The sequence below is a fragment of the Mesorhizobium sp. M7A.F.Ca.AU.001.01.1.1 genome (assembly GCF_004022735.1).
GTDB classification, from domain to species: Bacteria; Pseudomonadota; Alphaproteobacteria; order Rhizobiales; family Rhizobiaceae; genus Mesorhizobium; species Mesorhizobium ciceri.
Genome location: NZ_RZPF01000084.1, coordinates 1 through 12,969, shown reverse-complemented (window position 1 = coordinate 12,969; position 12,969 = coordinate 1). Strand labels below are relative to the sequence as shown.

General features: G+C 63.2%; 13 protein-coding genes and 2 pseudogenes. 9 read left to right on the top strand and 6 right to left on the bottom strand.

The window, feature by feature from the left end; all coding sequences use genetic code 11:
• Window positions 1–124: 124 nt before the first annotated feature.
• From EN884_RS07815 to EN884_RS07795, 5 genes and pseudogenes are all read left to right on the top strand, one after another.
• Window positions 125–439: pseudogene (locus EN884_RS07815) on the top strand (VWA domain-containing protein); the annotation flags it as partial.
• 60 nt (window positions 440–499) lie between these two features.
• Window positions 500–838 (top strand): XdhC family protein, encoded by a 339-nt coding sequence (locus EN884_RS07810; RefSeq protein WP_063167827.1) that lies wholly within the window; start codon window positions 500–502, stop codon window positions 836–838.
• A 65-nt stretch (window positions 839–903) separates the two neighbouring features.
• Window positions 904–1,608, top strand: coding sequence for an XdhC family protein (locus tag EN884_RS07805; protein ID WP_013532111.1), 705 nt, complete (start codon window positions 904–906; stop codon window positions 1,606–1,608).
• A pseudogene (locus EN884_RS07800) lies at window positions 1,605–3,190 on the top strand (molybdopterin-binding/glycosyltransferase family 2 protein). Before EN884_RS07805 ends, EN884_RS07800 begins: the two are co-directional and overlap by 4 nt.
• Before the next feature lie 32 nt (window positions 3,191–3,222).
• Window positions 3,223–4,113: a phospholipase gene (locus EN884_RS07795; RefSeq protein ID WP_063167829.1), complete on the top strand. Its 891-nt coding sequence runs from the start codon at window positions 3,223–3,225 to the stop codon at window positions 4,111–4,113.
• Between the two features lie 27 nt (window positions 4,114–4,140).
• Here the strand turns inward: EN884_RS07795 and EN884_RS07790 are convergent, their stop codons facing one another.
• Window positions 4,141–5,193: a DUF1176 domain-containing protein gene (locus tag EN884_RS07790; protein WP_063167830.1), complete on the bottom strand. Its 1,053-nt coding sequence runs from the start codon at window positions 5,191–5,193 to the stop codon at window positions 4,141–4,143.
• A 138-nt stretch (window positions 5,194–5,331) separates the two neighbouring features.
• Here EN884_RS07790 and EN884_RS07785 point away from each other — a divergent pair, with 138 nt between their 5' ends.
• Window positions 5,332–5,838 carry a DUF1993 family protein gene (locus EN884_RS07785; protein WP_063167831.1) on the top strand — a complete coding sequence of 169 codons (507 nt, stop codon included), beginning with the start codon at window positions 5,332–5,334 and terminating at the stop codon, window positions 5,836–5,838.
• 61 nt (window positions 5,839–5,899) lie between these two features.
• Here the strand turns inward: EN884_RS07785 and EN884_RS07780 are convergent, their stop codons facing one another.
• Entirely contained in the window at window positions 5,900–6,064 is a 165-nt protein-coding gene (locus EN884_RS07780; RefSeq protein WP_023810361.1) for a hypothetical protein, read from the bottom strand.
• A gap of 309 nt (window positions 6,065–6,373) precedes the next feature.
• On the opposite strand from EN884_RS07780, the gene EN884_RS07775 reads away from it, so the two are divergent.
• The 3 genes from EN884_RS07775 to EN884_RS07765 all read left to right on the top strand — a co-directional run bounded on the left by EN884_RS07775 (window position 6,374) and on the right by EN884_RS07765 (window position 9,327).
• The gene (locus EN884_RS07775) at window positions 6,374–6,829 is read left to right on the top strand and encodes a hypothetical protein (RefSeq protein ID WP_081714352.1); all 456 of its coding nucleotides are present in this window, start codon (window positions 6,374–6,376) and stop codon (window positions 6,827–6,829) included.
• 113 nt (window positions 6,830–6,942) lie between these two features.
• Window positions 6,943–8,010, top strand: a complete 1,068-nt coding sequence (locus EN884_RS07770; RefSeq protein WP_027162642.1) for an aldo/keto reductase — start codon at window positions 6,943–6,945, stop codon at window positions 8,008–8,010.
• 51 nt (window positions 8,011–8,061) lie between these two features.
• Window positions 8,062–9,327 carry a cysteine desulfurase-like protein gene (locus tag EN884_RS07765; protein WP_063167832.1) on the top strand — a complete coding sequence of 422 codons (1,266 nt, stop codon included), beginning with the start codon at window positions 8,062–8,064 and terminating at the stop codon, window positions 9,325–9,327.
• A 15-nt stretch (window positions 9,328–9,342) separates the two neighbouring features.
• Here the strand turns inward: EN884_RS07765 and EN884_RS07760 are convergent, their stop codons facing one another.
• The 4 genes from EN884_RS07760 to EN884_RS07745 all read right to left on the bottom strand — a co-directional run.
• On the bottom strand, window positions 9,343–10,371 hold the full coding sequence (locus EN884_RS07760) for a histone deacetylase family protein (RefSeq protein ID WP_063167833.1): 1,029 nt from the start codon (window positions 10,369–10,371) through the stop codon (window positions 9,343–9,345).
• Window positions 10,368–10,880, bottom strand: coding sequence for a GNAT family N-acetyltransferase (locus EN884_RS07755; RefSeq protein WP_013532101.1), 513 nt, complete (start codon window positions 10,878–10,880; stop codon window positions 10,368–10,370). The genes EN884_RS07760 and EN884_RS07755 overlap by 4 nt, the downstream gene beginning before the upstream one ends.
• Window positions 10,881–10,905: 25 nt before the next feature.
• On the bottom strand, window positions 10,906–11,835 hold the full coding sequence (locus tag EN884_RS07750) for a 3-keto-5-aminohexanoate cleavage protein (RefSeq protein ID WP_013532100.1): 930 nt from the start codon (window positions 11,833–11,835) through the stop codon (window positions 10,906–10,908).
• 2 nt (window positions 11,836–11,837) lie between these two features.
• A partial coding sequence (locus EN884_RS07745) for an aminotransferase class III-fold pyridoxal phosphate-dependent enzyme (RefSeq protein WP_164894948.1) occupies window positions 11,838–12,969 on the bottom strand: 1,132 nt, incomplete at its 5' end.

Sequence of the window (12,969 nt, the reverse complement as noted above, 5' to 3'; positions counted from 1 at the left end):
TCCGCACCGGTCAGGAGATCGAGCGTCTCGTCGATCGTCCGTGGCGCGGCGCGCGGTTTCAGCTCGGTCATTCTTTCTCCGTGAACGCCGCCGCTCCGCTTTCCAGTACGTGGTAGCCGCGGGCGTGCTGGGGCAGGGGGCGGTCGTGCTTCTGATCACAGATGGGCTGGAGCGCGACGATGTCGCCGGCCTGTCGGAGGAGATGGAGCGCCTGCACAAATCTTGCCGGCGGCTGATCTGGCTGAACCCGTTGCTGCGCTTCGACGGCTTCCAGGCGCGCGCCCGTGGCGTCAAGGCGATGCTGCCGCATGTCGACGAGTTCCGCTCGGTGCACAATCTCGATGCGCTCGCCGATCTCTGCGCGTCATTGGACAAGAAGTCGGCACAATCCGTCGATCCGCGCCGATGGCTGGAAGCTGGCGCGAGGCGCGCCGCATAACCATATCCTTCCCATCCGGAAAACAGATCCCGAGAAAAACAGACTTCTGGAGAAACGGTCATGGAAAACAGCATTTATCTGGATGAGGCCCGCGACCCGCTGATCATTGCGGAGGGCTGGATGAAGGACGGCAAGGACGTGGCCATCGCGACAGTGGTCGAGACCTGGGGTTCGGCGCCCCGACCTGTAGGCAGCCATCTGGTCATCGACGCACACGGCAATTTCCATGGCTCCGTCTCGGGCGGCTGCGTCGAAGGCGCTGTGGTCAGCGAGGCCATCGACGTCATCGACAGCGGCAAGGCCAGGATGCTGGAGTTCGGTGTTGCCGATGAAACCGCATGGCAAGTGGGCTTGTCCTGTGGCGGCCGCATCAAGGTGTACGTGGAAAGACTGGGCTAGAGCATGATCCCAAAAAGTGGGACCCGGTTTTTGGACAAGATGATGCTCGGACAAGAGATTTCCTGATGGATCCCTACGCCTTAAAAACTTTGAACGCCGAACGACGCGCCCGCCGTGCGGCGATCCTTGTCACCGATCTCGGTGACGGGCGCGACCGGATCGTGCGCGAGGGCGATCACGTCGCCGGCGATCTCGGAACCGCGATCGCCAGGGCGTTTCGCACCGGTAATTCCGGTTCGGTCGAAGCCGAGGGGCGGACTTTCTTTCTCAACGCGCATCTGCCGCAGCCGCGTCTGGTCGTGATTGGCGCTGTCCATATCAGCCAGGCGCTGGCGCCGATGGCGAAGATCGCCGGCTATCCCGTGGAGATCATCGACCCCCGCACCGCTTTCGCCACGCCGGACCGCTTTCCCGATGTGGCGCTTCATGCCGAATGGCCGGAGGATGTGCTGAAGCGTCAGCCGCTCGACAGCTACACCGCACTTGCCGCCGTCACCCATGATCCCAAGGTCGATGATTTCGCCCTGAAGGCAGCACTAGACGCCAACTGCTTCTATGTCGGCGCGCTCGGCAGCAGGAAGACGCATGCCAAGCGTGTCGAACGTTTGCTGGCGCTGGGCGCGAGCGCCGACCAGATCGCCCGTATTCATGCGCCGATCGGGCTCGATATTGGTGCTGCCAGCCCGGGAGAGATTGCTGTTGCGGTGTTGGCCCAGGCGATCCATGCCTTCCGCTCGCGCGGGCTGGACGCAAAAGGTGCGGCGGCGTGAAATTCGGACCGATCCCGATCGAGACGGCGGAAGGCGCGGTGCTGGCACACTCCACCACCGCTGGTGAACGCCGCTTCCGCAAGGCGCATAGGCTGAGCGCCGAAGATGTGGCGCTGCTACGGACTGCCGGTGTTTCCGAGGTCGTTGCGGCTGTTCTGGCTGAAGACGACCTCGGCGAGGATGCGGCCGCGCAAACGATTGCCGGGAGCATGGCCTTTCGCGGCATCGAAGCCAAGCCTGCCGCGACCGGGCGGGTCAACCTCCACGCCAAGGCGCCGGGCATCTTCACGGTCGATGCCGCTGCCATCGACGCCATCAATGCCATCGATCCCGCCATCACCATCGCCACGCTGGCGCAGCATGCGCCGGTCGAGAAAGGCCAGATGGTCGCGACGGTGAAGATCATTCCCTTCGCGGTCGGTTCAGCGCTGGTCGACGCTGCGACAGAAATCTGCGCCGCAGGCGAGATCTTTGCCGTCAATGCCTACCGGCCCGTGCGTGTCGGCGTCATCCAGACGGTTCTGCCGGGCATCAAGCCTTCCGTGCTCGACAAGACGCTGCGCGTCACCGAAGCGCGGCTGGCGCGCACCGGCGGCAGGCTGACGGCCGAGCGCCGCACGGCGCATGAGATCGCGCCGGTGGCGGAGGCCACGGCTTCCCTGGTGCGCGACAATGACATGGTGGTGATCTTCGGCGCCTCGGCGATGAGCGATTTCGCCGATGTCATTCCCGCGGCGATCGAGAGGGCGGGCGGTACCGTCGTCCGCGCCGGTATGCCGGTCGATCCCGGCAATCTGCTGGTGCTCGGTACGCTCGGCGGCAAGCACGTCATCGGCGCGCCCGGCTGCGCCCGCAGTCCCAAGGAGAACGGGTTCGATTGGGTGCTGGACCGATTGATCGCCGGTCTCGACGTGACCGCCAGGGATATTGCCGGCATGGGGGTCGGCGGGCTGCTGATGGAAATCCCCACACGGCCGCCAGCAGCACGATGCCGACCTTCAGCTGAGATTTGGCCGGCCGGTCGAGCCGCATGGGCGGGCCGAACAAGCTGTTGGCGCTGTTCGACGGCAAGCCGCTGGTGCGCCGCACCGCCGAGCGGGCGCTTGGCTCGAAGGCGTCCAGAACTGTCGTCGTCACCGGCCACCAGCGCGAGCGGGTGCGCGCTGCGCTGGCGGGCCTCGACGTGACCTTCGCCGACAATCCTGATTTTACCGACGGCTTGTCCACGTCGCTGAAGGCCGGCATTGCCTATCTGCCGGAGGACTCCGCCGGTGTGATGATCGCGCTCGGCGACATGCCCGATATCACGTCCGACGATCTCGACAGCTTGATCGATGCGTTCCGCAAGGGCGGCGGCAATGCGGTGGTCCGCGCTTCGCATGACGGCAAGCGCGGCAATCCGGTGCTGTTGCCGCGTTCGCTGTTTCCGGCGATCGCCCATCTGGAGGGCGACACCGGTGCACGCCATCTGGTCGAGACCGAAGGGCTCGATGTCATCGATGTCGAGATCGGCGCGGCGGCGTCTGTCGATGTCGACACGCGCGAGGCGCTGGAAGGCGCCGGCGGTGTGCTGCAGGATTGACAAACCCAAGCCGAATTACGCATGCGTTGGGTATGTCTTTTCGCCGCCAAATTTTCTGTGCCTTTGCAGTCACGACCGCGTTGCTGTCGTCGGCCGCGCAAAGTCAGACGCTGTCCCTAAAACCCTTCAAGGACGATCTCTTCGCCTATCCGCCCACGCTGTCGTCCGACAGCAACGGTGCCTACACGGTCATCGACTACCGCGAGATGCGCGACATCAACCAGCGTGACCAGGTGCCCGAGCGGCGGGTGAACGCCCAATATACCGACGCCAGCGTGCGCAAGGTGCAGCAGGATCTGTTGCTGAAAACCGACGCCGGCGATATCAGGCATTTCGCCGTCGGCAAGACCGAGGGCGCCGGCATCATCGTGCTTTACCTGCACGGGCAGGGCGGCAGCCGCAAGCAAGGCGTCGACGACTTCACCTTCGGCGGCAATTTCAACCGGCTCAAGAACCTGATGGCCAGCAATGGCGGCCTCTACCTTAGCCCGGATTTTACCGATTTCGGCGACAAGGGAGCAGCGCAGGTGGCAGCGCTGATCGGTCACTATGCCGACCGGTCGCCAGGCGCGAAGATCTTCGTTGCCTGCGGATCGATGGGTGGTGCGCTGTGCTGGAAGCTTGCCGCGCGCAAGGACATGGGCGGCCGCATCAACGGCCTGCTGCTGCTCGGCTCGCTATGGGATGAGAGCTTTTTCACCAGCCCAGCATTCAAGCGCCGTGTGCCGGTCTTTTTCGGCCAGGGCAGTCACGACGTGGTCTTCCCAGTGGCAAATCAGGAGGCATTCTTTCGCTCGATCCTGGCCAAATCGAAGACTTACCCGACCCGTTTCGTTCGTTTCGAGACCGGCACCCATGGCACCCCGATCCGCATGACCGACTGGCGCGGCACGCTCAACTGGATGCTGTCGAAGTCGCCCTGACAGGCTGCCTGCAAGCCCGTGTGACGCTCAAGGCGCAGTGTTGTAGTCGACGACAGTCTCGGGATTTTGCTCGCCGTCATATGATGCATCGACGTCGTACTGGACCAGCGAGAAATTGCCGTTGCGGAACAGATACGTGCCGGCGTCGGAAGCATCGCCGACCCCGCGCCACTTGTTGAACGTGGTGATCGTCTGGGTGGCCTCGTCATAGTCGGAATTGACCGCCCAGCCGGACGTCTGGAAACCGACGATGCTCATGCCCAGCAATTTGCCGTTGCTGTCATTGTTCTCGTAGCGGATGTCCATCTTGGGTTCGGCGAATTGCAATTGCTGCACGGCCGATGTCTCGTCGGTCATATAATAGACCGAGCTTTCATTGTAGGCGGCGGCCGAGCAGGAAAAATGGAACAGCCGCGTCTCCTTGTCGGGGTCGCCGGGCTGCGCATCCTTGTCCTTGTATTTGATTGAAAAGACCGTCGGCTCGTCGGCCAGGAACTGTTTGTCGCACTGGCCGCCATAGGTTGCCAGAAACGCCTTCTTTGCCTGCTCCAGCGCAGTGTCCTTCTTCGGTGGCGGCGGCCCATCGCCGCAGCTTGGCGGCAGCGCCTCCTCGAAATCGGCGGCGGAGGGTTTCAGTGCCCCCTTCTCGATGTGGATCGGATCGAAGGGTGGCTCCGCCTGGATCTGGGCATTCACCTGGCGCAGCGTGTAGCAGCCCGCAAAAACCTTTTCGCCGCCGCTCTTGTCGGTGGCGCGGATGGCGATGGGCACGTTGTAGAAAATGCTGCCGGCCGCCCCTTCGTCGGAAACCGCCCCGGTCAAGACCTCGACCTTGTCGGTGCCGTCATAGCCCTTGACGAAACTGTCGAAATCCTTTGCCGGTTTTGTATCGCCGAAATACCCCCAGGCGCGAGCGAATTCGTGCCGGCTGATGGCGCTGTAGAGCGAACGCACAACAGCATCGGCGCTCGACCGGTCGTCGACATAGGGCGTTTCGCGGGCATCTTCGGCTGCCAAGGTCGTTTGACCGATCGGGGCAAGGGAGAGAAAGGCAGTCGCTGCGAAAAGGGCGCATCTCATCGGGAACCTCCGCTCGATAAGAGGATTCTACGACGGCGATTGCGGCAACGTGGTGACGCGGCGTCGGCGGCCTTGAAAAATCCTGCACGAAGGCGCTACGTCGCGTCCGCCGGCGCTGGGCCGGGCAGGAGATTTGACGTGACGATATCGATGTATGAGGCATCCGTGCCGGTGTTTTCGGCCAGGCTGAAAGCGCTTTCCAATGTGCTTGCGACCGCCGAACAGAATGCGCTGGACCGCAAGATAGACCCGCAGGTTTTTCTGACGGCGCGGCTGGCGCCGGACATGTTCGCCTTGACCAGGCAGGTGCAGATCGCCACCGATCATGCCAAGGGCGCGCCGTCACGGCTCGCCGGCCGCGAAGTGCCGAAATACGAGGACAATGAGGCGAGTTTTGCCGATGTCCAGGCTCGCATCACGAAGACGCTCGACCTTCTCGCGACATTTTCGGCTGCCGAATTCGACGGCTCCGATGACAAGATCATCGAGCTGAAGCTTGGTGGACGCGAAAGCTCGATGCCCGGCCTGCAGTATCTGCTGCATGTGGCCATGCCCAACTTCTATTTCCATCTCACCACGGCTTACGACATCCTTCGCCACAATGGCGTACCGTTGGGCAAGGCGACGTTCCTGGGATCGCGCTAAGGAATTGAATTTTTTGGAGGTGTCCCGGACCGATCCGGGACATCCTGAACACCGGATGCAGCTAGCGAATGGACATTTCGCGGGCGATGCGGGGGAAGTCGGCCGGCTTGATCCCTATGTCGGCGCGGTCGGCATTGCTCATCGAATGAAGCAGCGCGAGCGCCGAGCGGTATCTCAGATGTTCCTGTGGCCGAGGCCGGGCGAACATTTCAGTGAAGAAACCCATGATTCAAGCCCCAAATTGGTCCTCCACGGCTGCCAATATAGGTGAATCGTGACAATTGTGCAGTGCAGCATTTGCATACCTGCCATGTCTTGGCGATTTTTTTCGCCATTTTCCGCAACCGGGTGAAACTTTTGCTGACGCGCATCGTAGCCTCGAATGCTGGCTGCATGGCTGCCACGAGGCGACGGCTAAATTCATTGAGATCGGTGCCATGCATTTTTAACGAGCCGGTTCTATGCTTCGATACCCGAATGGTCGGGCGAGGGGGAGGCTGACATCGCTACTGGCGCCAAGCGGGATTTCGCTTCGTTGCTCGACGACCTCTTCATCGCCCCCGACAAGAATGGCGAGGGCGAAGAGGCCGGCGCTCGTCCATCCATCCCGTTCGACTATCTTTCGGTGGCCGATGAACTCCATTCCGGCCGCATCAAGGTTTCCGCTGCCGAATATCGCGAGGCGGGCGCGGATCTGGCGACCGAATTCGCCGCTTTGCTCGATCATGCCAAGCTGGTTCTCGCCGGCGAAGAGCCAAAGCCCGAGGAAAAACTGCCGCCGATCGATCCCGAAGCCATCGCCGTCGAACTCGGCCTCAATCAGCCCAAGCAGGTCGCCGATTTCGGCCGTATGCGCCGCAGCTTTGCCTTTGCCAACCATCCCGACCGCGTCGCCCCACATTTGCGCCAGCGCGCCATGATCCGCATGCAAGTGGCCAACATGCTGATCGACGAGGCCAAGCGTCGTGCACTGGCCGGTGCTCGCCGCTAACCCGGCTGGTTCACGCAAAAGTCGGCCTGGCGAGGCTTGGAGAGCGGCTCTGCTTTGCCTATAGATGCGGCTCCTCCGCGCAGTCGCGCCAGCCTTCCTCCGGAGCCGAATCCATGCACAAACGCCGTCTCGGTCGGACCGATCTTCTTGTTACCCAGATCTGCCTGGGCTCCATGACCTGGGGCCAGCAGAACACCGAGGCCGAAGGCCACGCCCAGATGGACCTGGCTTTCTCGCGCGGCGTCAATTTCATCGACACCGCCGAGCTCTATCCGATCCCGCCCAAGGCGGAGACGCAGGGGCGGACCGAAAAGATCATCGGCAGCTGGATGAAGGCCAAGGGCAACCGCGACAAGGTGATCTTGGCCTCGAAGGTCGTCGGCCGCACGGCCAACAGCTGGTTTCGCGGCGACAGGCCGTCGCAACTGGTGCGCGCCGATATCTTTGACGCCATCGACAAGTCGCTGACCAAGCTCGGCACCGACTACATCGACCTCTATCAGATCCACTGGCCGGAGCGGGATATCCCCTGGGGCGCCAACCCGACGCGCGTCGGCGCCGTGTCGCCGCGCGCCGATTCCGTCGGCGCACCGGCCGGCGAAACGCCGATCGCCGAGACGCTTGCCGTGTTTGACGAATTGGTGAAGGCAGGAAAGATTCGGCATTTCGGCCTGTCGAACGAGAGTTCCTGGGGCGTGATGCGGTTCCTTGCCGAAGCCGACAAGGGTATCGGCCCGCGCGTCGCGTCGATCCAGAACGCCTACAATCTCGTCAACCGCACCTTCGAGGTGAATCTCGCCGAGGTCTGCGAGCGCGAGCAGGTGTCGCTGCTGCCCTATTCGCCGCTGGCGCAGGGCTATCTCACCGGCAAGTACGACCACGGCGCGCGGCCTCAGGGCTCGCGCACGCAGCTGTTCAATCGCGGCCAGCGCTACGAGACGCCAGGTGCCGCCGAGGCACAACTCGAATACAATGAGCTGGCGCGCTCCTTTGGCCTGGAGCCGGCACTGTTTGCCAACGCCTTTGTCTCGAGCCGGCCGTTCGTGACCTCGAACATCGTCGGCGCGACGACCGTTGCGCAGCTCGATATGGCGCTGTCTTCCGTCGACGTCGTCTGGACCGACGAAATGCAGAAGGCGGTGGATGCGATCCACCAGCGGGTCGGCAATCCCTGTCCTTGAACGGGGATTTCTGGCCGAATATCCAACGATTACAATGGGAGAAGGGCGGCAATGAATTTTCCGATCGAGGCTATCCGGGGGAAATTTCCCGCTCTCTCTCTGACCGACAAGGGCCGCCGCCGCATCTATCTCGACAACCCTGCCGGCACGCAGGTGCCACAGGCAGTGGCGGATGCGGTATCGCGCTGTCTCTTGACCACCAATGCGAACCTTGGCGGCTACTTCGAAACGACGATTGCCGCGCAGGCCGTCGTCGATGAGGCACATGAGGCCATGGCCGATTTCCTCGGCGCCGCAAGCCCTGAGGAAATCGTCATCGGCGCCAACATGACGACGCTGACCTACCACATCTCGCGCACGCTCGGCCGCACGATGCAGCCCGGCGACGAGATCATCCTCACCCGCATGGACCATGAGGGCAACGTCTCGCCCTGGCTGCAACTGGCCGAGGATCACGGCCTCGTCGTGTGCTGGCTGCCGTTCGACGAAACCAGCTGGCAGGTCGAGGAGGCGACGCTGGCTGGCTTGCTTTCGGAGAAGACACGGCTGGTCGCGTTGAACTACGCCAGCAATTTGACCGGTTCGATCAACCGGGTGAAGGCGCTGACTGCGATAGCCAGGAATGCCGGTGCGCTGGTCTATGTCGATGCTGTCCAATTCGCGCCGCACGGGCTGATCGACGTGCAGGAGCTCGGCTGCGATTTCCTGATCTGCTCGGCCTACAAATTCTTCGGACCGCATATGGGCATATTGTGGGGCCGGCGCGACGTCATCGATGACTTGCAGCCCTATAAATGCCGCTGTTCGTCGAATGGCCTGCCGGAGCGGTTCGAACTCGGCACGCCGCAGATCGAGCTGATGGCCGGCCTCACCGCCGCAGTCGACTACTTTGCCGACCTTGGCGCGGCGGCGGGCGAGGGCGGTTCAAGAAGGCAGAAGATCGCCAAGGCGTTCGCGGCTTCGATCGCGTACGAAAACCCGCTGGCGCAACAACTGATCGACGGCCTGTCCGATATCGAGGGCTTGACCGTCCACGGCATCACCGACCCGAAGCGGCTCGGCGATCGCGTGCCGACGGTTTCCTTCACGGTCGAGCGCATCGTGCCGGAGACAATCGTGCGGCAGATGAACGCCGAAAACATCTTCCTGTGGTCCGGTCACAACTACGCCTGGGAGATCGTCCACCAGCTCGGCATTCCAGCCGAGCATGGCGTCGTGCGCATCGGCATTGCTCACTACAACACGGCAGCCGAAATCGACGAAACGCTGGAAAGTGTGCATCGGGTCATCGCCATGCTCAGGCAGCAGCGCTCCTAACGCTGGCTTGAGCACTCACCGCATCTTGCCGCCGAAGCCGGTGAGGAACGCGGTGAGATTGTCGCCGAGTTTGTCGCAGAGGTAGCCGCCCTCCTGGACGATGACCGTCGGCAGGTCGAGCTTTGCGATGGCCTCGCCGATGCGCGAGAAGCCAGGCGTCGTCACCGAAAGTCCGCCGAACGGATCGCCCTCGAACGCGTCGAGGCCGAGCGCCACAACGAGCGCGTCGGGCGAAAAGGCACGGATACGCTGGAAGGCCACCTCGAGCGCTTCGAGAAACGCCGCGTCGGCGGATTTGCGCGGCAGCGGCAGGTTGAAATTGTAGCCGAGGCCGGGCCCTTCGCCGCGCTCGTCGGCATGGCCCCAGAAGAACGGATAGAAGCGCACCGGATCGGCGTGCAGTGAGACGGTCAGCACATCCGGCCGTGCATAGAAGATGCCTTGCGTGCCGTTGCCGTGATGCAGGTCGACATCGAGGATCGCCACCCGTGCGGCCCGTTTGCGCAGAACCTGCGCCGCGACGGCCGAATTGTTGATGAAACAGAAGCCGCCGGCAACATCGGCAAAGGCATGGTGGCCGGGAGGGCGGCACAGCGCGTAGGCGGCCGGTGCGCCTGATATCACCGCCTCGGCCGCATCGACCGCGCTCCAGGCGCTCCATAGCGCGCTCTGCCATGTCTCGCCCGAGATCGGGCAGGCGGTGTCGGCCATGTGATAGCCGGCCTGGCCGACCGCCGAGGCCGGATAGGAGCCGTTGCGCGCGATCGGATGGATGTTGGGGATCACTTCGGCCGAAGCGCCCTCGATGCGCTGCCAGCGCGCGTAGATATGCTCGAGGAAATCCAGATATTCCGGCGTGTGCACCGCCGCGGCCGGGCCGAGCCCATGATCCCGAGGTCGCTCGATCGTGCAACCCGCAGATAGTGCGCCGACTAACAATCTCTCGATGCGCTCCGGCTTTTCCGGATTGGGCTGTGCCGCGCCGCTCGAAAGAAAGGCCCTGGGGTCGTGGCGCTTCTGTTCCTCGGCATAGAAGGCTTTCATTCCTGATCCCCGTTTTCCGGCGCGTCGGCGAAAGCAAAGAAGGCCTCGCCGATGATTTTTTGGGTCTGTTCGTAGCTCGACCAGGCGATGCCCAGCCTCTCGTAGAAGGCCTTGGCCCCTTCATTGTCGGTGTCGACGGACAGCCGGAGATAGACGCCGCCTTCCTTCCGGCACTGCGCCGCAACACGCCGCAGCAGCCGCTCGCCGATCTTGCGGCCGCGAAAACGATCCTCGACATAGAGGTCCTGCACATAGACGCCAGGCCGCCCCATCCATGTCGAAAAGATCGGGAAATGCAGGCAAAGGCCGGCAAACTCGCCGCCCACTTCGGCGATCAGGGTGGAGAAAGCGGGCTTTTCACCAAAGCCGTAGGTGCGCAAATCATCTGCTGTCGAAATGATCTCCTCCGGCGCACCGATATGCGTGCCGAGTTTCAGGATCGCGGCGTGGATGGTTTCGACGTCTTCCACTCGGCCGGGGCGGAGGCGGATTTTGGGCGAGGCAATCATTTCAGGTTCATCTCAGATCAGCATCTCAAAACGCCACCCGGTCGCCGCCCTTGAGCGCCAGCATGTCGCGCGCTTCGGTGGGCGTTGCAACCTCCAGCGACAGCCCGTCGAGAATGCCACGGATACGGCGCACCTGATCGGCATTGGATTTCGCCAGCTGGCGGCCGTCATAGAGACTGTCCTCCAGCCCGACACGGACATTGCCGCCCATGGCTGCTGCAATTGAGATCAGCGGCATCTGCTGGCGGCCGGCGGCGAGCACCGAGAACTGGTAGCTGTCGCCGAACAATTTGTCGGCGATCCGCTTCATGTGGACGAGATTGTCCGGGTCGGCGCCGATGCCGCCCAATATGCCAAGGACGAATTGGATGAACAGCGGTCCCGACACCAACCCCCGATCGCGAAAATGCGCCAGCGAATAGAGATGGCCGACATCATAGCATTCGAATTCGAAGCGCGTGCCGCAGCCCTTTCCCAGTCTTTCCAGCACCGCTTCCATATCGGCGAAGGTGTTCTTGAAGATCGTGTCGCGGGTGGCTTCCAGCAGCTTGGGTTCCCATTCGTGCTGCCATTCCCTCGGCTTGTCGAGCATCGGGAACAGCGCGAAATTCATCGAACCCATGTTGAGCGAGCACATTTCGGGTTCGGCCCGCAAAGGGGCTGCCAGCCGCTGGTCCAGCGTCATCAGCGACGAGCCGCCGGTGGTGATGTTGATCACTGCATCGGTCGCCTGCTTGATGCGCGGCAGGAACTGCATGTAGACGTCCGGATCGGCGGTCGGGCGGCCATCCCTCGGGTCGCGGGCGTGCAGATGCAGGATCGAGGCGCCGGCTTCCGCCGCCGCGATCGCGTCTGCGGCGATCTGGTCCGGCGTCACCGGCAGATAGGGCGACATGGACGGCGTGTGCACCGAGCCGGTGACGGCGCAGGTGATGATGACTTTTCGCGGTGCCATTCTTACCCCTGGCCTCCGACCGGCAGGTCGAGCTCGGCGGCCAGAACCTCCAGCGAGTCACCGATGATGGAGATGATCTCGCCGACCTGCTCGGCCGTGACGATCATCGGTGGCGCGACCATGAAATTGTCGCCGTCGACGCCGCCCTTGACCCTGCGGCCATAGATGATCAGCCCGCGTTCATAGGCGAGGTCGAGCAGCCGCTGCGTGGCTTTCTTGTTCTGGTCGATCGGTTTTAGGGTCTCGGGATCGGCGACCATCTGGGCGCCGGTGAGCAGGCCCTTGCCACGCACGTCGGCAAGGAACGGAAACCGCTTCGCCAGGCCTTTAAGCCCGTCCATCAGCACATCGCCCATGGCTGCCGCATTGGCGATCAGGTCGAGCCGGTCCATTTCGCCGAGCACAGCCAGGCCGGCGGCACAGGCCAGCGGATTGCCGGCATAGGTGTGGCCGTGCTGGAAGCCGCCGGAGGCGAGCAACGGCTGCACCAGCCGCATCGGTGCGGCGAGTGCGCCAAGCGGCGCATATCCGGAGCCCAGCCCCTTCGACAAGGCGACGATGTCTGGCTTGCAGTTCCAGTGATCGCCGCCGAGGAATTTGCCGGTGCGGCCGACACCGCTCATGACTTCGTCGTGGATGAGCAGGATGCCGTAGCGGTCGCAGATCTCGCGGATGCGTGGATAATAACTGTCCGGGGCCACCAGCGCCGCGGTCGCCGCACCGCCGATCGGCTCCATGATGAAGGCAACCACGCTGTCTGGACCTTCCGCAAGAATCTTCTCCTCCAGCATGTCGGCATAGCGGATGCCGCGCTGCTCAATCGAGAGATTGTCGCGGTCGCGCCAGGCATTCGGCGCCGGCACGGTTGGCATCACCCGCATCATCGGCTCGAACGTTTCGGCCAGCGCATCGTCGCCGGTGATCGAGAGCGAACCCAACGTGCCACCATGATAGGAGGGGAAACGCGTGATCACCTTCCAGCGGCTGGCCTGGCCGGTGGCGACCGCCCATTGCCGCGCCAGCTTGATGCAGGATTCCGTCGCCTCCGAGCCACCGGAGACGAAGAAGATGCGGTCCATGCCCTCCGGCAGCTTGCCGGCCAACTCCCGCGCCAACTCCTCCGCCGGCTCGGTC